This is a genomic window from Peribacillus asahii, from assembly GCF_003570725.1.
Lineage (GTDB): Bacteria > Bacillota > Bacilli > Bacillales > DSM-1321 > Peribacillus > Peribacillus asahii.
This window is the reverse complement of record NZ_QWVS01000002.1, coordinates 473,314-494,830: the sequence shown is the minus strand read 5'-3', so window position 1 is coordinate 494,830 and position 21,517 is coordinate 473,314. Positions and strand designations below refer to the sequence as shown.

The following is a 21,517-nucleotide window of genomic DNA, read 5'->3' as shown; positions in this document are numbered from 1 at the left end:
GTGTGCAGCGATATTTCCTTGAAAATAAACAAGTTAATGAGCAGAACATTATAATCACAGGTGATGATTACCATCATATTACACGAGTTATGCGAATGGAGCCTGGTGCAGAAATTATCGTTGTGAATAATGATGGACAAACAGCTATTGCGAAAATTTCAGAAATTACCAATGATGCAGTAGTTGGAGCTGTTATAGAATGGAAGGATGAAGAAAAGGAATTACCGATTCACGTAACCATCGCGAGCGGTCTGCCGAAAGGGGATAAGCTAGACTATATTGTTCAAAAAGGAACTGAATTAGGTGCCCTAGAGTTTATCCCTTTTATTGCGGCTCGTTCAGTGGTAAAATGGGACAGCAAAAAGGCTAGTAAAAAAATTGAACGCTTGCAAAAGATTGCGAAAGAAGCAGCAGAACAGTCACATCGCTCTGTATTGCCTGCTGTCAAAGAACAAATGACAGTTTCGCAATTAATTCAGTATGCGACAAGCTTTGATTATAAACTTATTGCTTTTGAAGAAGAAGCCAAACGTGGTGAAACAGCGCGGCTTGCGAAAGTATTAACGGAAGCAAAACCAGGACAATCTATTCTTTTTGTTTTCGGTCCTGAAGGTGGACTGACTACAGAGGAAGTAGATAAACTAAGCGCGGCAGGATTTACTGCTTGCGGTTTAGGTCCAAGAATTTTAAGGACAGAAACAGCACCATTGTATGCTCTTGCTGCTGTTTCTTATCATGTAGAATTATTGAGGTGATGAAAATGTCTTCGGTCGCTTTTCATACATTAGGATGTAAAGTAAACCATTATGAAACAGAAGCCATTTGGCAATTATTTAAATCAGCAGGTTATGAACGGGTGGAGTTTGAAAGCATGGCAGACGTATATGTAATCAACACATGTACGGTTACGAATACAGGGGATAAGAAAAGTCGCCAAGTAATTCGTCGCGCCGTTCGTAAAAATCCAGACGCAGTCATTGCTGTAACAGGCTGTTATGCGCAAACGTCTCCAGCTGAAATTATGGCCATTCCAGGTGTAGATATTGTAGTAGGTACTCAAGATCGTGTGAAGATGCTTGACTATATTGAACAATATAAAGAAGAACGTAAACCGATTAATGCAGTCGGTAATATTATGAAAAACCGTGTGTACGAAGAATTAGATGTGCCAGCATTCACAGATCGTACACGTGCGTCGTTGAAAATTCAAGAAGGCTGCAATAACTTCTGTACATTTTGTATTATTCCTTGGGCGCGTGGTTTAATGCGTTCACGCAATCCAAAAGAAGTTATTCATCAGGCACAACAGCTTGTTGAGGCGGGGTATAAAGAAATCGTCTTAACAGGGATTCATACAGGCGGTTATGGTGAAGATATGAAAGACTATAACTTAGCCATGCTTTTACGTGAATTAGAAGAACAAGTAGAGGGATTAAAACGTATTCGTATTTCTTCTATTGAAGCAAGTCAAATTACAGATGAAGTAATTGAAGTGTTAGCGAATTCGAAAAAAGTTGTAAATCATTTGCACATTCCAATTCAATCTGGTTCTGATACAGTATTGAAACGAATGAGACGTAAATATACAATGGAATTCTTTGCAGATCGCCTAGTGAAGCTGAAAAAAGCATTACCTAATCTTGCGGTAACATCTGATGTCATTGTAGGCTTCCCCGGTGAAACAGAAGAAGAGTTTATGGACACATATAACTTTATTAAAGAACACAAATTTTCTGAGCTTCATGTTTTCCCATATTCAAAGCGAACAGGTACTCCCGCTGCAAGAATGGACAATCAAGTAGATGAAGAAATCAAAAATGAACGAGTACATCGCCTTATAGAGCTTTCGAATCAGCTAGCTAAAGAATATGCATCGCAGTTTGAAGGAGAAGTGCTTGAAGTGATTCCTGAAGAACAGTTAGAAAACGGCTTGTTTGAAGGATATACAGACAACTACTTAAAAGTTCAGTTTGAAGCAACAGAAGAAATGGTTGGACAAATTGTGAAAGTAAAAATCACAAAAGCCGGCTATCCATATAATGAAGGACAATTTGTAACGGTTATCAAAGATCATCCCATTCAACAAGTAGTAAATGGGTAAGACAGCGATTTTTCGCTGTCTTTTTATATGTCAGTTTTTTGTGAATGGAATTATATAATTCGCCTTCTTAAAAAGTTATTTCAATTCAGCGTATAGCTTCTATGTGACTGAAGTATGTTATGATAAAAGATAGTATAATGAAGGCGCTTTAATTGAAAGGAGAATCACTTATGACGGTTGAAATAGCTGGTCTTATTGATCATACATTATTAAAAGCAGATGCTACAAAAGAACAAATAGAGGTATTATGTGAAGAGGCAAAAGAGTATAAGTTTGCTTCTGTTTGCGTGAATCCTACTTGGGTGAAGTATTCAAGTGAGCTTCTTCAAGGTTCAACTGTAAAAGTATGTACGGTAATCGGTTTTCCATTAGGTGCGAATACGCCAGAAGTAAAGGCTTTTGAAACAGCAAATGCTATTGAAAATGGTGCGCAAGAAGTGGACATGGTGATTAATATTGGGGCGTTAAAAGGTCAAAATGATGAATTAGTTGAACGTGATATTCGGGCTGTTGTAGAGGCGGCGAAAGGCAAAGCGTTAACGAAAGCAATTATTGAAACATCGCTATTAACGAAAGAAGAAAAAATACGCGCGTGTCAGCTTGCGGTGAAAGCAGGAATCGATTTTGTGAAAACATCGACAGGTTTTTCAACAGGTGGAGCAACTGTTGAGGATGTTGCGTTAATGAGAGAGACTGTCGGACCCGATATTGGCGTTAAAGCATCAGGCGGCGTTCGGAATACAAAGGATGCCCAAGCCGTCATTGCAGCAGGGGCAACACGTATTGGCGCAAGTGCCGGTGTTGCTATTGTGAATGGATTAACAGCTGAAACGGATTACTAAGTGAGTATGTTTTTGAATATCATATAAAAAAGGAGAAGAAAGCGTTAACGGCCTTTTCTCCTTTTTCTTTTTAACAGGAGATTGTGAAATCCTTGTAAATTGGGGTGAATGTCTCGACCTGAACGTAAGTGTCTAGTCCCCCGATGTCGCCATTTGCTCGCCCAGTGAAGTCAAGAAACAACTGCACGTTTTGGTTTGTGATTCATTTTCCAATTAAAATGCGATGTTATCTGCATTTTAATTGGAAAATGAAAAATAAGTAAATTGATTATAAAAAATTCATTATAATCAATTGTTAACGGTGATGTAAAAATAAAATGAAGTTTGCAAAATGTTTAGCAAAAGGGAGCACAATTATAGATGTTATCACATTAAATAGGACGCTAGCATGCGCAAGCTGGGTTGCTGGATCTGGTGTAAAATAGGCAGCGAGTTGTTCTAATTGATTAACCAATGGAAGAAAGGCAAAAACACCTAAGACATTTAGCCATATATGAGCATAGGCGGTGAAGGTTGCTTCTTTGCCTGAACCGATGCTGGCCATGTAGCCTGTAATACACGTGCCGATATTCGAGCCGAGCATAATAATAATGGCTGACGAAACGGATAGCTCTCCGCTTGCTAAAAAGCTCATCGCCATGCCGATAACGGCTGAGCTAGAATGAATGCAAGCTGTTAATACAATCCCCACTAATAAGCCGATAATCCAATGCTCCTTCATCTCTATTAGGAGGGTTTGAACAATTGGATAGTTTGCAATCGGTGATGATAAATATTTAAAGCCGCTCATGGCCGCAAATATGGCACTTAGGCCGATGAAGGCAATTCCGCTGCTTCGTAAGGCCAGATGAGGAATACACGTTAAACAGGCTCCGCAAATAAGGCCAGGAATGATGAGGGAATCTAGAGAGAATGTTAAAAACTCCGTAATGAAGGTTGAACCAATGTTTGTCCCAAGGATAATTCCGATTGTTTGTGGGAACGTTAAGCTGCCAGCGGATACGAAGCCGACTGTCATTACCATTACAGCGGAACTACTTTGTAACAATCCGGTAAAGCCGATCCCAGTAAGAAATCCTTTCCACGGTTTATTTGTTAGTTTTAATAAGAGAGCTTGTAAGGCTTCTCCGGATAAGTGGAATAAACCCATTCGAAGTACAGCCATTCCAGCTAAGAAGATCCCAATAAATAAAAGAAATAAAAATAAATTGTACATGCCTCCACCTCCTTATCATGTTATGGCTAAGTAAATGAGGAAATAACTTCTAAATAGGAAAAATTTCAAAAGATGCATAGCGGTCTATTTAAGTTCTGTTTGCGCTTTTGAAATAAGTTTTGTTTTATTGGTTGACCTGTCAAAAATGATATATTATAATTGTTTAGTACATGTATAACATGTTGCGAATATAAGTTAGTGTGTTGTTTTCGGAGGGAGGGAAAGAGATGTCTAAAACCGTTGTTCGTAAAAACGAATCGCTTGAAGATGCTCTTCGTCGTTTCAAACGTACTGTATCTAAATCAGGATCGCTTCAGGAAGCTAGAAAGCGTGAATTTTATGAAAAACCAAGCGTAAAACGTAAGAAAAAGTCTGAAGCTGCAAGAAAACGTAAATTCTAAGAGAGGGTGGAATGATGAGTCTTCTCGAGCGTTTAAATAATGATATGAAACAAGCGATGAAGAACAAAGAAAAGGACAAACTCTCTGTTATTCGCATGTTAAAAGCTTCGCTTCAAAATGAAGCATTAAAGCTAAGACAAGAATTAACAGAAGAAGAAGAATTGACAGTGCTCTCTCGCGAATTAAAACAACGCAAAGACTCCCTCAATGAGTTTGCAAATGCAGATCGTACCGATCTCGTGGATAAAATCCGTATCGAAATAGGTTACGTTGAGGCATATATGCCGGAGCAACTTTCAGCAGAAGAAATAACTTCAATTGTTAAACAAACAATTGAAGAAGTAAATGCCACATCTAAAGCAGATATGGGGAGAGTTATGAGTGCTTTAATGCCTAAAGTAAAAGGCAAAGCAGATGGTTCTCTGGTTAATAAATTAGTACAACAACATCTATCTTAAAATCAAAACCTAAGCCGCAGGCGTATGCCTGTGGTTTTTTGCTGTATACAGGAGAAACTGTGGGGCTGCTTCTTTAAAGAAATTCTTCTTTGTTTGGTAATCCCGAAAAAACTTTATATTTTGAAACTTTATTTGAAACTTTTTTAAAAGTAAATCGTACTGTTAAGTATAGAAATTCAAAAAACGGGAAAGGAGGAGTCTCGTTGAGAAGTTGGCGTGTTGTTTTTCTTTTTTGTCTTATGATATTTTTACTAGTGCCCTTTGCATCTGCAAAAGACAAGGTCGTGTATGTTGTGCCGGTGGAAGCAACCGTTGAGAAAGGCTTGGCTGCTTTTTTAGAAAGAGCTTTAGATACAGCGGAGTCAGCTCAGGCGGATCTTGTTATTTTTGAAGTGAATACGCCAGGTGGTGCGGTAGATGCTGCTGGGGAAATTGCAAAGTTATTAACCGATACATCAGTCAAGACGGTTGCTTATGTGAATAATCGTGCTTTATCTGCTGGGGCGTATATCTCGCTAAGTGCGGATGAAATTTATATGGTGCCAAGTGCGACAATGGGGTCAGCTGCTGTGATTGATTCAGCTGGAAATGCAGCGGACAAGAAAGCGCAATCATATTGGTTAGCGGCTATGGCTACAGCTGCTGAACAAAATGGACGTGATCCCATCTATGCAAAAGCGATGGCGGACGAAAGTATTGATTTGCCGGAGTATGGAGCCGAGAAGGGAAAACTGTTAACCTTCACAGCTAAACAAGCAAAAAAGGCTGGATATAGTGAGGGTACGGTTTCAGGGAAAGCGGAACTGTATAGTATACTAGGAATAGAGGATGCAGATATTCGTTCAATTGAAGAAAGTTTCCCTGAAAAGCTTGCTCGTTTTTTAACGAATCCGTATGTTATCCCTCTTTTATTAACGCTTGCTGGTATAGGGATTGTGATTGAGATATTTTCTCCAGGATTAATTTTTCCTGGGCTTATAGGTGTGCTTTCGTTAGTCTTGTTCTTTTATGGACATCTTGTTGCCGGGCTAACAGGTTATGAAACGCTCGTACTGTTTATACTTGGTATAGTTCTAGTTATATTAGAATTCTTCATTCCAGGAGGGATTGCAGGTTTATTAGGCCTTACTGCGGTTGTTGGAAGCTTATTTTTGGCAGCGGGTGATCCAGTCCATATAACAATTTCGTTGTTAATTGCGCTGACAGTGTCTATTTGTTTATCCATTCTATTAGTAAAGGTGTTTGGGAAAAAGATGAAATTTTTTAGAAAAATGATATTAACTGATTCAACGAACACGGAACAAGGGTATGTAAGTAATCCGAATCGAACAGAATTGATTGGGATGCAAGGGAAAGCGGTAACGGATTTAAGGCCTGCTGGTACGGCAATTGTCAATGAAGAAAGACTAGATGTCGTGTCTGAGGGAAGTTTTATTTTAAAAGGTTCTAGTGTGAAAGTGGTGAAAGTGGAAGGGTCTCGAATTGTCGTTCGGGAAGTTTCAGAAAATTAAAGAACGCAGAGGAGGATGAAATAGTGTTAGGAGCAGATACAATCTTTTTAATCGTGGCTGTTATTGCAATTATTGTGGTATTGGCTGTATTTTTTACATTTGTACCAGTGATGCTTTGGATTTCAGCGTTAGCAGCTGGTGTTAAAGTGAGTATTTTTACATTGATTGGGATGAGGTTGCGTCGCGTTATTCCAAGCCGTGTTGTGAATCCGTTAATTAAAGCACACAAGGCGGGTCTTGGAGTAAAGACGAATCAATTAGAAAGTCATTATTTAGCTGGTGGGAATGTAGACCGAGTCGTGAATGCGTTAATTGCCGCTGAACGTGCAAATATCGTACTGCCTTTTGAACGAGGTGCGGCCATTGATCTTGCAGGTCGTGATGTATTAGAAGCTGTGCAAATGAGCGTTAATCCAAAAGTAATTGAAACGCCATTTATTTCTGGTGTTGCGATGGATGGAATTGAGGTAAAAGCAAAAGCGAGAATTACTGTTCGAGCGAATATTGAGCGCTTGGTCGGTGGTGCTGGTGAAGAAACGATTATTGCCCGTGTTGGTGAAGGGATTGTTTCAACAATCGGTTCATCTGACAATCATAAAAAGGTGTTGGAAAACCCGGATTTAATTTCGAGAACGGTTTTAACTAAAGGGTTAGATGCTGGTACAGCGTTTGAAATCTTATCGATCGATATCGCGGATGTAGATATCGGAAAAAATATCGGAGCGATTCTTCAAACAGACCAAGCGGAGGCGGATAAAAAAATCGCTCAAGCGAAGGCCGAAGAACGTCGTGCAATGGCTGTAGCCTTGGAACAAGAAATGGTTGCTCGGGTTCAGGAAATGAGAGCGAAGGTAGTAGAATCTGAAGCGGAAGTACCTCTTGCTATGGCAGAAGCATTAAAAACAGGAAATCTTGGTGTGATGGATTATATGAATATCCAAAATATCACAGCTGATACGAGTATGCGTGATTCAATTAGCAATATTTCTAAAGATCAAAAAGAAACATAATAGGGGAAATGGAGGAGTGTAAATGTTCGAGTTTTTATTCGAGAATCCATTTCTACTGATTATTTTAATTGGTATCCTCTCTTCGATGTTTAAGAAAAGGAAAGAGCCGAATCGAACTTCACCGCGTCAACCTGAGGCACCGAAGAAGAAATGGCAAGAAGTGATTCAAGAGATACAGGAAGAGTGGGAAGAGAAGACGACTGCAAAGCCTATTCAAGAAGCGAAGCCAGTTCAGTCTGCCGAAGCTGTAGAAATACAGGAAGAGGATGAAAGAAGAATTGCTGAATTAAAGCGTCTTCAACAGGCATATGAGGAACAACAGAAGCGAGAAAGGGAATCCGAGACGGTTATTTCTACACCGTCTATTGCCTCTGCTGCTGCGAAGGTCATTTCAGATGATCGAAGCCCTGTGTATCATAAGGAGCTTTCATTTGGGAAACGAGAATTAATCAATGGTATTATTATGTCTGAGGTGCTTGGGCCCCCAAGAGCGAAGCGAAGCTTGCGGCAATCTCGCCGTTAGTACCGTGTTACCTTAGGCTCTGGTACTATGAGATTGCGGATGTTCAATAATAATTATTTAACATCCGCAATCTAAAAAAGAGTGCTAGAACCCCTTTTCATTTCATACATTTGAGATGAAAGGGGGTTCTTTTTTTTATGGCGCGTAAATGGGGGCAACAATTAAAACAGCTCATTGTCAAAAAAGCAGACCTTCCAGAAGATGTCATAATGGACCTTCCACGAATCACGATGATTGGGCAATTGCATATTTATATTGAAAACCATCGGGGGTTGTTAGCTTTTACTGATCGTGAAGTAAGGCTGATGCTTAAACATGGTCAACTGTTAATTAAAGGCTCAGCCTTTGTTATAAAAACGATTTTACCTGAAGAGATTATGCTCGAAGGACAGGTTGAACAAGTTCTTTTTATTAATGAATGAGTCCTGGGAGGTACCGATGAAAAACCAATGGACAAACTATTATACAGGCTATGTAAAAGTAAAAGCATTCGGGAGAGGGACGGAACGTTTGATTAATAGCTTAACAAGAAGAGGGCTTTATGTGTGGGATGTCAAGCGCATAAGCACTGAGGCCCTTGTTTTTTATATGGAGATAAGCGATATTCCAAAGCTACGTCAAATCGTTCGCAAAAGTGATTGCAAGGTTACTTTTTTACATGGAAAGGGCGTTCCGTTCTTATGGAAGCGAGTTTTAAAGAATAGCGGTTTTTTAGTGGGCTTATTTGCTTTTTTGTTTTCTATTTTTATTCTCTCTAATATGGTCTGGGGGATTGAAGTCCACAATGCTAAGCCTGAAACGGAGCATGCGATTCGTAAAGAGTTAGAGAGGATGGGCGTGAAAGTAGGAAAGCTGCAGTTCTACCTTGATGATGTGGATACGATTCAGCGTAAACTATCAGATGAAATTGAGGAGTTAACATGGGTTGGTGTGGAATTAAAAGGGACGACCTTTCATTTTCAGGTCGTTGAGAAACAACAACCGAAAAAGGTGGAAGCGACATCGCCGCAGCATCTTGTTTCTAAGAAAAAGGCCATTATTACTGAGATGTTTGTTGAAAAAGGAAAATCGATTGTTAAAGTGAATGATTATGTCGGAAAGGGACAACTGCTTGTTTCAGGTATTATCGGTACAGAAGAGAAACCAGAAATTGTGCCAGCGAAAGGCGTTATTAAAGGACAAACATGGTATAAAGCGAATGTGGAAGTGCCGCTTGAAACGAAATTTTCAGTTTATAATGGTGATGAAAAAACAAAACATTATTTAAAATTTTGGAATGTATCTATCCCGATTTGGGGATTTATAAAACCGGACTATTCAGATTATGAAGAGGAAGTAACAATCCGACCGTTGTACTTTTTACAGTGGAAATTACCGGTGAGTTATAAAGAGAAGACATGGAGAAGTAAGGAGGAAATAAAGCGAGTCTATACCAAGAAGGAAGCTGTTGCAGAAGGAAAGAAAATGGCAAGGAGTAATCTTGAAAAACGAGTAGAAGAGGATGCGGAAATCATTGGCGAAAAAATTTTGCATCAATCGATAGAGAATGGTAAAGTTAAATTATCGATACATTACCAAGTTATAGAAGATATAGCAACAGGACAATCAATCATTCAAGGAGACTAACGAATGTCAGAAGATGTAAAAGTGTTAAACTTAGAACTTGAATCAACGAATGAAGCTTATGCTCTATTAGGGAATGCTGATTCGAATGTAAAAGTACTCGAAGAAGAGCTGCACGTTTCTGTCATCACACGTGGTGAAGCAATTTGTGTGGCAGGGAGCCTTGAAGAAGCTGAAGTGGCTCAGGATATTTTAAAGGCGCTATTATCTGTTGTACGTAAAGGAATCACCATTAACTCTCGTGATGTTGTATATGCGATTGAACTGGCTAAAAAAGGAACATTAGAGTATTTCCGTGATTTATATGAAGAAGAAATAGCGAAGACAGCAAGAGGGAAATCAATTCGCGTTAAAACAATTGGTCAAAGACATTATATCCAAGCGATTAAAAGACAAGATTTAGTGTTTGGTATCGGTCCTGCGGGAACGGGAAAAACGTATCTTGCTGTTGTAATGGCTATCAATGCATTAAAAGATGGACGAGTTAAGCGAATTATTTTAACAAGGCCAGCTGTTGAAGCGGGGGAAAGCTTAGGCTTCTTACCAGGCGATTTAAAGGAGAAAGTAGATCCGTATTTACGTCCATTATATGATGCTCTGCATGACTTATTAGGAGTAGAGCAAACGCAAAGAATGATTGAACGAGGTACAATTGAAATTGCGCCGCTTGCCTATATGCGTGGACGTACATTAGATGATGCATTTGTCATCTTGGATGAAGCGCAAAATACAACAGAAGCGCAAATGAAAATGTTTTTAACTCGTCTCGGTTTTGGTTCTAAAATGATTATTACAGGTGATCGAAGTCAAATTGATTTACCAAAAGGTATAAAATCCGGTTTGATTCGGGTAGAAGAGATTTTAAAAAATGTTAAAGGTTTAAGTTTTGTATATTTAGAGCAAAGTGATGTAGTGAGGCACCCGCTTGTTGCACGAATTATTACCGCATACGAGCAGGCGAATGAATAGACCAAAGCAATCCGCCATGTGAAACTGGCGGATTTTTTAAACGAAGGTGAAACTTTGATGAAAAACTGTTATCATTTTACATAACTTATTACTTCATTTGAATCCGCACATCAAAAGTATGTTTTTTCTTGAAAGGAGAGTCTTCTTTGAGTCAGATTCAGAAGTTTTTTGCAAAATTAAAAGAGCTAATGGTCCATCGGCTGTTTCAAGTGTTATTATTTATTGTGGTTGGTACGTTTGCTTATGCATTAATGTATTCTAATGTGAAACCTGAGAAGATTCATATCGAGCTTTTTAAACCAGCTGAACAAACAATTCGTGCGACTAAAACGGTTGAAGATACATATAAAACAGAGCAAGAAAAAGAAGAAGTTTTAAAGCAAGTGGCCGATGTATATACGCTGAAAAAAGAGTATGCCAAGAATAAGGTGGACTTAATTGCTTCGATTTTTGACTCGGCGATTGAAGTGCATGAGGAAACGAGCGAAGAGGCATTAAAGGAAGACGAGAAAGCTATTGCTAAGACGGACGCACAGAAGGTTTCTATTTTAAAAGAAAAGCTGACAGATGAAGTGAATAAAGACATTGAAGAATCTGTTTTTTTAGCATTAATTCAAGCTGATGAGGACGAATTAAACATTACAAAAGATTTAACGATTACAGCTGTTAATAATGTGATGAGCTCAAGAATTGCAGCGGGCGATGTGGAGAATGCCAAAAAACGAGCTGAAGAGGAATTGCGCTATACAAGTATTAGCAATGATATGAAGAAGGCTGCTATTTCGTTAGCTCGTTCGGCTATTATTCAAAATGTATTTTTTGATAGCGAAAAAACGGAAGAACAGCGAACAAAAGCCGTTGAAAATGTAGAGCCGGTGCGTATTCTTCAAGGCCAAGTTATTGTAAAGGAAGAACAGCTTGTCGATCGCGAAATTTATCGTCAACTTGAATTAGCCGGGTTTTTAAATACGGAAAAAACGATATATCCATATCTGGGCTTATTATTATTTATTGTGCTAACTTTGATAGCCTTTTATTATTTCTTTTATTCTTCTACTTCAAAGAAGGAACAGCAGCATAATCAGCTGTTAATTTTTAGTCTCGTCTTTGTCATTGCGTTATCAATGATGAAAATCTTTAGCATACTTGCTGGTTTTCAACATTCTGATTTAGTATATTTCTTTCCAGGAGCAATGGCAGCGATGATTAGTAAAATGCTCTTAAATGATCGCTTGTCTGTAGCAATGACGCTTTTACTAAGTTCATATGGAACGATTATTTTTAATGGAGAAACTCCGAGTAATTTAGATTATTCGATGGGATTATACATTATGTTTAGCGGTTTCGCTGCGATTATTATTTTATCTCGTGATAATTTTAAAGCAAAGGTGTTATCAGCAGGCAGCCTATTGTCGGTAGTGAATGTGGCGTTTTTATTCTCATTGTTATTTATTATGGATGGGCATTATTCAAAAATGGAGTATGTATATTACAGTATTGCAGCTATTGTATCTGGCCTTAGTTCAGCTGTTTTAACGATGGGGCTGTTACCATTTTTTGAAGCTGGCTTTGGTGTATTATCGACAATTAAGTTATTAGAGCTATCTAATCCTAATCATCCATTGCTTCGAAAGATTTTGACGGAATCACCGGGAACCTACCATCATAGCGTTATGGTAGCTAATTTGGCGGAGTCTGCTTGTGAAGCAATTGGGGCGAACGGTTTACTTGCCCGGGTAGGTTGTTACTATCACGATATTGGTAAAACAAAACGACCTCAGTTCTTTATTGAAAATCAAATCACGGGAAGCAATCCGCATGACCAGTTGCCGCCGAGAACAAGCAGGGATATTATTATTGCGCATGCAAGTGATGGCGGTGAGTTGTTGCGCAAGCATAAGTTTCCTAAGGAAATTATCGATATTGCCGAACAGCACCATGGTACAACTTTATTAAAGTTCTTTTATTATAAAGCGTTAAAACAAGATGAGACCGTACAGGAATCAGAGTATCGTTATCCCGGCCCAAAAGCACAAACGAAGGAAGTAGCCGTGATTGGCATTGCTGACAGCGTGGAGGCTGCTGTAAGGTCGATGCAACAGCCGACTCCTGAAAAGATTGAAGAGCTCGTGATTCAAATTATTAATGACCGTATTCAAGATCACCAATTTGATGAATGTGATATTACGATGAAGGAGTTAAGTATCGTGAAATCTTCACTCTGTGAATCGTTAAATGGGATTTTTCATTCACGTATTGAGTATCCTGAGTTTAATAAATTAGAACAGAAGGTGGAAGCATGAGATTAGAGCTTGATTTTATTGATGAAACAAATGAAATTTCCGAAGAGGTGCAAAAGCTGGTAGAAAGTGTTTTGCAGTTTGCCGCTCAAAAGGAAGATATTGAGGAAGGGACAGAGCTTTCCGTTACGTTTGTCGATAATGCTAGAATCCGGGAGATTAATAAAGAGTACCGTAATAAAGATGCGGCAACGGATGTCATTTCTTTTGCACTTGAAGAAATGGGGGAAGAAGAGGTTGAAATTATTGGTGCGGATATGCCTAGGGTTCTTGGAGATATTATTATCTCTATTGAGCGTACGAAAGAACAGGCGGAGGAATACGGGCATTCCTTTGATCGCGAACTAGGCTTTTTGGCTTTGCATGGCTTTTTGCATTTGCTTGGCTATGATCATATGACCGAAAGTGATGAGCGGGTCATGTTTACAAAACAAAAGGATATCCTAGATGAGTACGGACTATCGAGAGAAGCGTAAATATCCTTTCGTTAAGAGCTTTTATTTTGCTCTAAGAGGGATTTGGGAAGGTGTTAAAACAGAGCGAAACATTCGAATTCATAGTATGATGACAGTAGTGGTCATTTTATTAGGGACGTATGTTTCACTTAATTGGATAGAATGGCTCTTTGTTCTGATTGCTGTTACGGGGACCGTTGCGCTTGAACTAGTCAATTCAGCGCTTGAACGAGTAGTCGATTTAGTGACAGAAGAGTATCATCCGCTAGCACGTCAAGCAAAGGATATGGCAGCAGCAGCTGTCTTATTATATGCTGTATTCTCTGTGATTGTTGGAATTGTCATCTTTTTGCCGAAGCTGATCAGTACGTAAATATCTATTGGAAGGATGATGTTAGATGAATCAGCAACAATTAATAGAAGAAGCAAAATTAGCAAGAGAGAAGGCTTATGTGCCATACTCCAAATTCAAGGTAGGTGCGGCTGTTTTAACGAAAGATGGAAAAGTTTATCATGGGTGTAATATTGAAAATGCAGCTTATAGCATGTGCAACTGTGGGGAAAGAACGGCTTTGTTTAGTGCGTATGGGCATGGAGACCGCGAGTTTCAAATGCTTGCGGTTGTAGCGGATACGGATGGTCCTGTGTCTCCTTGTGGAGCATGCAGACAGGTTATTGCAGAACTTTGTGATAAAGATATGAAAGTACTATTAACGAATTTAAAAGGCGATGTGAAGGAAATAACGGTTGAAGCCTTACTTCCAGGCGCTTTTTCAGCGGAGGATTTACATGAATAAATTATTTGACGATAGACAAGTGCAAGGTCATAAATCTGGATTTATCTCGATTATTGGTCGACCGAATGTAGGGAAGAGTACGTTTTTGAATCGTGTGATTGGGCAAAAAATTGCCATTATGAGCGATAAGCCTCAAACAACGAGAAACAAAGTACAAGGTGTATTAACATTGAATGATTCCCAAATGATTTTTATAGATACGCCAGGTATTCATAAGCCAAAGCATAAGCTTGGCGATTTTATGATGAAAGTTGCAACTAATACACTAAAGGAAGTCGATTTGATCTTATTTATGATTAATGCGACAGAAGGTTATGGTCGCGGTGATGAGTTCATTATTGAAAAATTAAAAAATGTGAGTACACCTGTTTTTTTAGTTGTAAATAAAATTGATGCAGTTCATCCTGATGAATTGCTGCCGCTTATTGAGCGTTATCAGAGTTTATATCCTTTTGCATCTGTTGTACCGATTTCAGCTTTAGAAGGAAATAATGTGGAAACGTTGTTAGATCAAATTAAAGAACATCTACCAGAAGGACCGCAGTTTTATCCAGCTGATCAAGTGACTGATCATCCGGAGCGGTTTATTATTTCTGAGTTAATTCGTGAAAAAGTGCTTCACTTAACACGTGAAGAAATCCCTCATTCTGTTGCTGTTGTTATCGATTCGATTAAAAAAATGGACAACAATGAAACGATTAATGTCATGGCGACCATTGTAGTCGAACGAGACTCACAAAAAGGAATTGTCATTGGCAAACAAGGAAAGATGCTGAAGGAAGTCGGAAGTCGTGCGCGAATGGACATTGAAAATTTATTAGGCTCAAAAGTGTTTTTGGAGCTATGGGTCAAAGTGCAAAAGGATTGGCGCAATAAAGCAGGCCAGCTTCGTGATTACGGATTTAATGAGGACGAGTATTAATTAGCAAATTTTACGCTTCATGAAAGTAGAAAATTAGGTCAAGCTATTCGTAAGGTTGGAAATGAACATATGCTAGTTAACATGAAAGGTGGGCTTTATGATGTTGGAATTCACCTGGAAATTATTTACCGAAACAGGTAATGTGGACACTTATCTTCTTTTTAAAGAGATGGAGGTCGAAAAACAGGAAAGAGCCGAGCAGTCAACTGAAGAGCTAGCAAATATTGATTTTCCTGTTTCCTAACGTTTAGTTAGGCAAGAATTGGTGGTGTCTTTATTATGTTTCAAAAATGTGAAGGCATAGTCATTAGGCGATCCGATTATGGAGAGAACAATAAAGTCATCACGATTTATACACGTGAATTTGGAAAAATAGGTGTTATGGCAAGAGGAGCAAGCAAGCCTAATAGCAGGCTTGCTTCTGTTACGCAATTATTTTGTTATGGGTATTTTCTTGTAACGCCTTCAACAGGCCTTGGCAGCTTGCAACAAGGTGAAATGGTAGATTCTATGCGTTTTATACGCGAGGACTTATTTGCGACAGCTTATGCCTCTTATATTATTGAATTATTGGATCGAAGCGTCGACGATAAAAAGGCGAATCCATACTTATTTGAGCTTCTATATCAAACGTTACATTACATAAATGAAGAATATGATCCAGAAGTGTTAAAGTTTATTTTTGAAATGAAAATGCTCCCGGTTAATGGAATTCATCCTGTATTAAATCAATGTGCACTCTGTGCAGAAACAGAAGGTGTGTTTGCTTTTTCTCTTCGCGAGGCAGGGTTTATTTGTCATCGCTGTTTTGATAAAGACCCTTACCATTTAAAACTATCGCCAGCTGCTGTTAAGTTGCTGCGTCTGTTTTATTATTTTGATTTATCCCGTCTGGGTAATATTTCTGTCAAGCCGGAAACAAAGAAAGAGCTGCAAAAGATTATCGATGCCTATTATGAAGAGTATTCTGGACTTCACTTGAAATCGAAAAGATTTTTAAAGCAGTTGGATTCAATGAAAGATTTGCTTTAAGGTTGACTTTTTTTACTCTGTTAGATAGAATACAATCATCTAAAATATGAAATTGCGTTGATGGAAAGGAGTACCTGTCTTTCTCCATAAAAGCGAACCTGGGATAGTGGAAGCCGGGATATGGACATTCAGGGAAGGGCGTTCCGGAGCATGATATTTAACAAAAGAGGTCATTTCCTTAGAAATGACAATTAGGGTGGAACCGCGGGTAAACTCTCGTCCCTATGCTTACATTTTGGCATAGGGACGGGAGTTTTTTGTGTTACGTAGGATACGGCAGGTAATCTCTTAAAATTGGCAAGTAAATAGCCAAACTCAGCAGGGAAGGCGAAAAATTTAATTTTTGCTTTGAAAATTTGGAGGTGCAGGAATGAATATTCAAGATATGATTTTAACGTTACAGAAACATTGGTCTGAACAAGGCTGTATTTTAATGAATGCTTATGATGTGGAGAAAGGTGCAGGCACAATGAGCCCTTATACATTTTTACGAGCGATTGGACCAGAGCCGTGGAATGTAGCATATGTGGAGCCATCACGTCGCCCTGCGGATGGACGCTATGGTGAAAACCCAAACCGTCTGTATCAGCATCATCAATTCCAAGTGATTATGAAGCCATCGCCAGACAATATTCAAGAGTTATATTTAGATTCTTTAAAAGCTCTTGGAATTGACCCGCTTGAGCATGATATTCGTTTCGTTGAAGATAACTGGGAAAACCCTTCATTAGGTTGTGCAGGTCTTGGTTGGGAAGTATGGTTAGATGGAATGGAAATTACACAATTTACGTATTTCCAACAAGTGGGTGGACTTGAATGTAAACCTGTTTCAGTCGAAATTACATATGGAATTGAGCGTCTAGCTTCTTATATTCAGGAGAAAGAAAATGTATTTGAACTAGAGTGGACAGACGGTTTTACTGTACGCGATATTTTTGGTCAGCCAGAATATGAACATTCTAAATACACGTTTGAAACATCGAATTTAGATATGTTATTCCAACTATTTACGATGTATGAAGCAGAAGCACATCGTCAAATGGAAGAGGGACTTGTTCATCCAGCTTATGATTATGTGTTGAAGTGTTCTCATACATTTAATTTATTAGACGCAAAAGGGGCTATTTCGGTTACAGAAAGAACAGGATATATCGCTCGCTGCCGAAATTTAGCGCGTAAGGTTGCGAAAACCTTCTACGAAGAGCGGGAAAAATTAGGCTTCCCGATTTTAAAAGTGAAAGGGGAGAATACAAATGAGCAAGCGTAATTTATTATTGGAAATTGGTTTAGAAGAATTACCAGCACGTTTTGTGACATCATCAATGAACCAATTGGCGGATAAGGTCCAAAAATGGTTCACAGAAAAAGCAATCGAATTCGGTGATGTTCAAGCTTTTTCAACACCTAGACGTTTAGCGCTTCTTGTTACGGATGTGGCAGAAGCACAAAAGGATATTGAAGAGGAAGTAAAAGGACCAGCTAAAAAAATTGCCATGGATGCGGAAGGCAATTGGTCAAAAGCAGCAATTGGTTTTACAAAAGGTCAAGGACTGACAACCGACGACATTTATTTTAAAGAAATTAAAGGCGTTGAATATGTTCATTTAAATAAATTTATTAAAGGACAACCGACGAAAGAGTTACTAGTGGAGTTGCAGAATCTTATTACAAGCATGACATTTGGTAAAAATATGCGCTGGGCAAACCAAGAGCTTCGTTTTGTCCGTCCGATTAAATGGTTAATTGCATTATTTGGTCAGGAAATTGTACCTTTTACCATTGCTGATGTAGATACAAACCGTATAACAAAAGGCCATCGCTTCTTAGGGGAAACAATCACAATTGAAGATCCTGCCGAATATGAAGCACGTTTAACTGAGCAATTTGTTATTGCGAACCCGGATATACGTCGCAATATGATTTTGACACAAATTAAAGAGCTAGAAGCAAAAAATAATTGGGTAATTCCAGTTGATGAAGAGTTGCTTGAGGAAGTCAACAACTTAGTTGAATATCCAACGGTTTTATTTGGTCGTTTTGAAGAAGAATTTTTAGAGCTGCCAAGTGAAGTATTAATCACATCTATGAAAGAACATCAACGTTATTTCCCTGTAAAAGATCAAGCTGGCAACTTGCTTTCTTTCTTTGTTACTGTTCGAAATGGGGATGAGCGTCATTTAGAAACGGTATCGAAAGGAAATGAGAAAGTATTGCGTGCGCGTCTTTCCGATGCTGCGTTCTTCTACAAAGAAGATCAGAAGAAAGACATTGCAGATGCTTTGAAAAAGCTTGAAACAATTGTTTACCATGAAGAAATTGGTACGTTAGCAGAGAAAACAGAGCGTGTTACAGCTATTACAGGAGCGTTAGTCGATGCACTTGAAGTATCTGTTAATAAAGAGTTAGCCCTTCGTGCAGCACGCATTGCTAAATTTGATTTAGTCAGTCATATGGTGTACGAGTTCCCGGAATTACAAGGCTACATGGGAGAAAGATATGCCCTTTTAAAAGGAGAAGAGAAGGAAGTGGCGGCGGCAATTCATGAACATTATATGCCAAAGTCTGCTGACGATAGCGTACCGCCTTCAACGATTGGCGCCATCTTAAGTGTTGCTGAAAAAATGGATACTATCGCATCATTTTTTGCAATCGGGATTATTCCTACCGGCTCCCAAGATCCGTATGCATTAAGAAGACAAGCGAGCGGAATTGTCCAAATTTTAGCGGAGAAGAAGTGGAATATTTCTCTAGAAGCAATCATCGCTTTAGCATTGCACGAAGTAGAAGCGAAAAATATTGTGAAGCGTGAGCTTGCCGATGTGCAGGAAGATATGCTTACTTTCTTTAAAGCTCGAATTAAGCATATGCTGCAGGAACAGCATATTCGCTATGATTTAATTGATGCGGTTTTATTAGGTGAAATTGGCTATATCTCATCTCTTGTAGAGCGTGCTGGCGTGTTGGAAGCTAAGAAGAACGAAGCAGGCTTTAAAGAAGAGCTAGAAGCACTAAGTCGTGTTATGAATATTGCTGGTAAATGTGAACATCAAGTATCTGTGGATGCTGCTAAATTTGAAAATACTCAGGAAACAGCACTTTATGAGAACTATCAACGTGTGTCTGTTGCTTATCAACAAGCAGATAATGAAACAGAGCGCTATGAATTATTAGCTTCTCTTCAAACGGATATTGAACAGTATTTCGAGCATACAATGGTTATGGCAGACGACTCATCTATCCGTAATAACCGTCTATCACTCATGAAAGAGATTAGTGATTTAGTGGCTACTTATGCAGCGATGAATAAAATTATTGTATCGTAATAATGATACAAAAGAACGGATACTGCTTCAGACGATGTTTGTATAGTGGTATCCGATTTTCTTTTTCGCTATGTTAAACAAGATGATTAGTTGAAATGAACAGTACGATCTAATAAGAGTCTTTTAGTAGGATGCAGTTTTGATAAAGGATGATGTGAGTAGATGGAAGTTTCCTGAAAATATATAAACAAGCAGGAGATAACAATTTTATGTCTATTTACGATATAATAATGGAATATACTAATCATTATAAAAACAGATATCCTTTTTCTCTCTTAACGCATTAGGGTGGTGATTAAAATCGAATTGAATAAGCGTCAAGAACAGATACTACAAATTGTGAAAGAAAATGGGCCAATCACGGGTGAAAATATTGCTGATCGATTGAATCTGACAAGAGCAACACTTCGACCAGATTTAGCAATTTTAACGATGGCAGGCTTTCTTGATGCGAGACCGCGTGTTGGGTATTTTTATTCTGGCAGATCGGGGACTCAACTTTTGACGGATAGTTTAAATCATATTTTTGTAAAGGATTATCAATCGATACCGGTCGTTGTTAACGAGAGTATTTCCGTATATGATGCAATAGTCATGATGTTTTTAGAAGATGTAGGTACGTTATTTGTTGTTGATAAGCAATCCGTATTAGTAGGAGTTCTTTCACGGAAAGACTTATTACGAGCAAGTATCGGGAAGCAGGAGTTATCATCCATTCCTGTTAATGTTATTATGACGAGAATGCCGAATATTACGATGTGTACAAAAGAAGATTTAATGATTGATGTAGCTAAAAAGCTGATTGATAAGCAAATTGATTCGTTGCCGGTCGTGAAGGAGACGGAAAAGGGCTACGAAGTGATTGGTCGAATTACAAAAACGAATATAACAAAAGCTTTCGTAGCTTTAGCAGACGAAAAGTTTTAGGGGGGCTCGCAAAAGGCATGACAGGAATGAACGGTTCAATCATATATGTTGTATCGGACTCAGTAGGAGAAACAGCGGAATTAGTAACAAAAGCAGCGGCGAGCCAGTTTATGGGGGCTTCTTTTGCAATCAAGCGAATACCATACATAGAAGATGAACAAAATGTTGATGAAGTCATTTCGCTTGCTAAATTAAATGATGCGGTTATTGTGTATACGCTCGTAAAGCCAGACATTCGAGCATATATGGAACAGCAAATTAAAAAGGAAAATCTACCTGCTCATGATATTTTAGGTCCGCTTATGGACTTGCTTCAACAACGAGCGACGTTTAAGCCTTTAAATGAGCCAGGTTTAGTACGCAAGCTTGATGATGATTATTTCAAGCGTGTAGAGGCGATTGAATTTGCTGTGAAATATGATGACGGACGTGATCCACGAGGGATTTTACGGTCGGATATTGTGTTAGTTGGTGTGTCTCGAACATCTAAAACGCCACTTTCGCAATATTTAGCTCATAAGCGTTATAAGGTAGCGAATGTGCCGCTCGTTCCGGAAGTAAAGCCTCCAGAAGAATTATTTTTAGTGTCGCCGGAAAAGATTATTGGTCTGAAAATTAGCCCAGAAAAACTCAATCATATTCGGAAAGAACGCTTGAAATCACTTGGACTAAATGACCATGCTATCTATGCGAATATGGAAAGAATTAAAGAGGAACTAACCTATTTTGACTCTATTGTTTCGCGCCTTAAATGTCCAATCATTGATGTAACAAATAAAGCTGTTGAAGAAACAGCTAATTTAATCATTAATATTCTTCAAAATCGAAGCGTGAACTAACCATTTTTATGACGAATTCATACATGATGATGGACGATAAGCTAACATATAATGTATAGCTTATTGTTCCATCCGCTTTTTTGTGTACACGGCTATAAAAAAGTGGATGGAGAAACAAATTTTTTAGCTTGAAATGATGGCAACTTTTAAAAAAATAGATTATAATAAAAAAATGCGAGAAATTGTATTATAAAGGTTTAGAGTTCCTTAATAAGGAATAAACTAGTGATTAACGAGAAGTCAAGGTTTACGTTATACATTCATTCAC

The 21,517-nt window shown here is 38.6% G+C and carries 23 protein-coding genes and 1 other annotated feature; of the genes, 22 read left to right on the top strand and 1 reads right to left on the bottom strand.

Translation table 11 applies throughout. The features are described 5' to 3' along the window. Positions 1 to 2 precede the first annotated feature (2 nt). From D1953_RS02635 to deoC, 3 genes are all read left to right on the top strand, one after another. Positions 3 to 755 (top strand): 16S rRNA (uracil(1498)-N(3))-methyltransferase, encoded by a 753-nt coding sequence (locus D1953_RS02635; RefSeq protein WP_119115579.1) that lies wholly within the window; start codon positions 3 to 5, stop codon positions 753 to 755. A 5-nt stretch (positions 756 to 760) separates the two neighbouring features. Then, positions 761 to 2,101, top strand: a complete 1,341-nt coding sequence (gene mtaB / locus D1953_RS02630) for a tRNA (N(6)-L-threonylcarbamoyladenosine(37)-C(2))-methylthiotransferase MtaB (RefSeq protein ID WP_119115578.1) — start codon at positions 761 to 763, stop codon at positions 2,099 to 2,101. 170 nt (positions 2,102 to 2,271) lie between these two features. Further along, positions 2,272 to 2,943, top strand: a complete 672-nt coding sequence (deoC, locus tag D1953_RS02625; protein ID WP_119115577.1) for a deoxyribose-phosphate aldolase — start codon at positions 2,272 to 2,274, stop codon at positions 2,941 to 2,943. A 295-nt stretch (positions 2,944 to 3,238) separates the two neighbouring features. Here deoC and D1953_RS02620 read toward each other — a convergent pair whose 3' ends face one another. Continuing rightward, entirely contained in the window at positions 3,239 to 4,159 is a 921-nt protein-coding gene (locus tag D1953_RS02620) for a Na/Pi symporter (RefSeq protein ID WP_119115576.1), read from the bottom strand. A gap of 227 nt (positions 4,160 to 4,386) precedes the next feature. Between D1953_RS02620 and rpsU the strand changes: the two genes are divergently transcribed. The 19 genes from rpsU to D1953_RS02525 all read left to right on the top strand — a co-directional run bounded on the left by rpsU (position 4,387) and on the right by D1953_RS02525 (position 21,249). Then, positions 4,387 to 4,560: a 30S ribosomal protein S21 gene (rpsU, locus tag D1953_RS02615; RefSeq protein WP_119115575.1), complete on the top strand. Its 174-nt coding sequence runs from the start codon at positions 4,387 to 4,389 to the stop codon at positions 4,558 to 4,560. A gap of 14 nt (positions 4,561 to 4,574) precedes the next feature. Further along, positions 4,575 to 5,018, top strand: coding sequence for a GatB/YqeY domain-containing protein (locus tag D1953_RS02610; RefSeq protein ID WP_119115574.1), 444 nt, complete (start codon positions 4,575 to 4,577; stop codon positions 5,016 to 5,018). A 203-nt stretch (positions 5,019 to 5,221) separates the two neighbouring features. Further along, positions 5,222 to 6,529, top strand: a complete 1,308-nt coding sequence (locus D1953_RS02605; RefSeq protein WP_342769208.1) for an NfeD family protein — start codon at positions 5,222 to 5,224, stop codon at positions 6,527 to 6,529. A gap of 41 nt (positions 6,530 to 6,570) precedes the next feature. Beyond that, a complete protein-coding gene (gene floA, locus D1953_RS02600; RefSeq protein WP_180319852.1) occupies positions 6,571 to 7,539 on the top strand; it encodes a flotillin-like protein FloA in 969 nt (322 codons plus the stop codon). 22 nt (positions 7,540 to 7,561) lie between these two features. Beyond that, entirely contained in the window at positions 7,562 to 8,062 is a 501-nt protein-coding gene (locus D1953_RS02595; RefSeq protein WP_119115572.1) for a hypothetical protein, read from the top strand. A gap of 137 nt (positions 8,063 to 8,199) precedes the next feature. Continuing rightward, the gene (gene yqfC / locus D1953_RS02590) at positions 8,200 to 8,484 is read left to right on the top strand and encodes a sporulation protein YqfC (RefSeq protein ID WP_119115571.1); all 285 of its coding nucleotides are present in this window, start codon (positions 8,200 to 8,202) and stop codon (positions 8,482 to 8,484) included. 16 nt (positions 8,485 to 8,500) lie between these two features. Further along, a complete protein-coding gene (gene yqfD / locus D1953_RS02585; RefSeq protein WP_119115570.1) occupies positions 8,501 to 9,688 on the top strand; it encodes a sporulation protein YqfD in 1,188 nt (395 codons plus the stop codon). 3 nt (positions 9,689 to 9,691) lie between these two features. Further along, positions 9,692 to 10,654 (top strand): PhoH family protein, encoded by a 963-nt coding sequence (locus D1953_RS02580; RefSeq protein WP_119115569.1) that lies wholly within the window; start codon positions 9,692 to 9,694, stop codon positions 10,652 to 10,654. 146 nt (positions 10,655 to 10,800) lie between these two features. Next, positions 10,801 to 12,957 carry an HD family phosphohydrolase gene (locus tag D1953_RS02575; RefSeq protein ID WP_425454238.1) on the top strand — a complete coding sequence of 719 codons (2,157 nt, stop codon included), beginning with the start codon at positions 10,801 to 10,803 and terminating at the stop codon, positions 12,955 to 12,957. Then, positions 12,954 to 13,430, top strand: coding sequence for an rRNA maturation RNase YbeY (gene ybeY / locus D1953_RS02570; RefSeq protein ID WP_119115568.1), 477 nt, complete (start codon positions 12,954 to 12,956; stop codon positions 13,428 to 13,430). The genes D1953_RS02575 and ybeY overlap by 4 nt, the downstream gene beginning before the upstream one ends. After that, positions 13,402 to 13,782: a diacylglycerol kinase family protein gene (locus D1953_RS02565; protein ID WP_119115567.1), complete on the top strand. Its 381-nt coding sequence runs from the start codon at positions 13,402 to 13,404 to the stop codon at positions 13,780 to 13,782. Before ybeY ends, D1953_RS02565 begins: the two co-directional genes overlap by 29 nt. 25 nt (positions 13,783 to 13,807) lie before the next feature. Continuing rightward, positions 13,808 to 14,206, top strand: coding sequence for a cytidine deaminase (locus D1953_RS02560; protein WP_119115566.1), 399 nt, complete (start codon positions 13,808 to 13,810; stop codon positions 14,204 to 14,206). Beyond that, positions 14,199 to 15,128 (top strand): GTPase Era, encoded by a 930-nt coding sequence (gene era, locus D1953_RS02555; protein ID WP_119115565.1) that lies wholly within the window; start codon positions 14,199 to 14,201, stop codon positions 15,126 to 15,128. The genes D1953_RS02560 and era overlap by 8 nt, the downstream gene beginning before the upstream one ends. Before the next feature lie 100 nt (positions 15,129 to 15,228). Then, on the top strand, positions 15,229 to 15,372 hold the full coding sequence (locus D1953_RS02550) for a YqzL family protein (protein ID WP_119115564.1): 144 nt from the start codon (positions 15,229 to 15,231) through the stop codon (positions 15,370 to 15,372). Positions 15,373 to 15,407: 35 nt separating this feature from the next. Further along, positions 15,408 to 16,160, top strand: coding sequence for a DNA repair protein RecO (gene recO / locus D1953_RS02545; protein WP_119115563.1), 753 nt, complete (start codon positions 15,408 to 15,410; stop codon positions 16,158 to 16,160). Positions 16,161 to 16,208: 48 nt separating this feature from the next. After that, positions 16,209 to 16,387, top strand: a binding site (T-box leader). Between the two features lie 143 nt (positions 16,388 to 16,530). Beyond that, on the top strand, positions 16,531 to 17,427 hold the full coding sequence (gene glyQ / locus D1953_RS02540) for a glycine--tRNA ligase subunit alpha (RefSeq protein WP_119115562.1): 897 nt from the start codon (positions 16,531 to 16,533) through the stop codon (positions 17,425 to 17,427). Continuing rightward, positions 17,414 to 19,483 carry a glycine--tRNA ligase subunit beta gene (gene glyS, locus D1953_RS02535; protein ID WP_119115561.1) on the top strand — a complete coding sequence of 690 codons (2,070 nt, stop codon included), beginning with the start codon at positions 17,414 to 17,416 and terminating at the stop codon, positions 19,481 to 19,483. Before glyQ ends, glyS begins: the two co-directional genes overlap by 14 nt. A gap of 282 nt (positions 19,484 to 19,765) precedes the next feature. Beyond that, positions 19,766 to 20,410, top strand: coding sequence for a transcriptional regulator CcpN (gene ccpN, locus D1953_RS02530; protein WP_281271519.1), 645 nt, complete (start codon positions 19,766 to 19,768; stop codon positions 20,408 to 20,410). 26 nt (positions 20,411 to 20,436) lie between these two features. Further along, complete coding sequence (locus tag D1953_RS02525; RefSeq protein ID WP_119115646.1) at positions 20,437 to 21,249, top strand: pyruvate, water dikinase regulatory protein; 813 nt, start codon at positions 20,437 to 20,439, stop codon at positions 21,247 to 21,249. Positions 21,250 to 21,517: the final 268 nt, after the last annotated feature.

Excerpts from the sequence above, each read along its gene's own strand:
- D1953_RS02560 (WP_119115566.1), top strand. The coding sequence starts at position 13,808 with ATGAATCAGCAACAATTAATAGAAGAAGCAAAATTAGCAAGAGAGAAG.
- yqfD (WP_119115570.1), top strand. The coding sequence starts at position 8,501 with ATGAAAAACCAATGGACAAACTATTATACAGGCTATGTAAAAGTAAAA.
- era (WP_119115565.1), top strand. The coding sequence starts at position 14,199 with ATGAATAAATTATTTGACGATAGACAAGTGCAAGGTCATAAATCTGGA.
- recO (WP_119115563.1), top strand. The coding sequence starts at position 15,408 with ATGTTTCAAAAATGTGAAGGCATAGTCATTAGGCGATCCGATTATGGA.
- D1953_RS02550 (WP_119115564.1), top strand. The coding sequence starts at position 15,229 with ATGTTGGAATTCACCTGGAAATTATTTACCGAAACAGGTAATGTGGAC.
- yqfC (WP_119115571.1), top strand. The coding sequence starts at position 8,200 with ATGGCGCGTAAATGGGGGCAACAATTAAAACAGCTCATTGTCAAAAAA.
- rpsU (WP_119115575.1), top strand. The coding sequence starts at position 4,387 with ATGTCTAAAACCGTTGTTCGTAAAAACGAATCGCTTGAAGATGCTCTT.
- glyQ (WP_119115562.1), top strand. The coding sequence starts at position 16,531 with ATGAATATTCAAGATATGATTTTAACGTTACAGAAACATTGGTCTGAA.
- D1953_RS02565 (WP_119115567.1), top strand. The coding sequence starts at position 13,402 with ATGAGTACGGACTATCGAGAGAAGCGTAAATATCCTTTCGTTAAGAGC.
- D1953_RS02620 (WP_119115576.1), bottom strand. The coding sequence starts at position 4,159 with ATGTACAATTTATTTTTATTTCTTTTATTTATTGGGATCTTCTTAGCT.
- D1953_RS02595 (WP_119115572.1), top strand. The coding sequence starts at position 7,562 with ATGTTCGAGTTTTTATTCGAGAATCCATTTCTACTGATTATTTTAATT.
- deoC (WP_119115577.1), top strand. The coding sequence starts at position 2,272 with ATGACGGTTGAAATAGCTGGTCTTATTGATCATACATTATTAAAAGCA.
- mtaB (WP_119115578.1), top strand. The coding sequence starts at position 761 with ATGTCTTCGGTCGCTTTTCATACATTAGGATGTAAAGTAAACCATTAT.
- D1953_RS02610 (WP_119115574.1), top strand. The coding sequence starts at position 4,575 with ATGAGTCTTCTCGAGCGTTTAAATAATGATATGAAACAAGCGATGAAG.
- D1953_RS02525 (WP_119115646.1), top strand. The coding sequence starts at position 20,437 with ATGAACGGTTCAATCATATATGTTGTATCGGACTCAGTAGGAGAAACA.
- ybeY (WP_119115568.1), top strand. The coding sequence starts at position 12,954 with ATGAGATTAGAGCTTGATTTTATTGATGAAACAAATGAAATTTCCGAA.
- D1953_RS02580 (WP_119115569.1), top strand. The coding sequence starts at position 9,692 with ATGTCAGAAGATGTAAAAGTGTTAAACTTAGAACTTGAATCAACGAAT.
- glyS (WP_119115561.1), top strand. The coding sequence starts at position 17,414 with ATGAGCAAGCGTAATTTATTATTGGAAATTGGTTTAGAAGAATTACCA.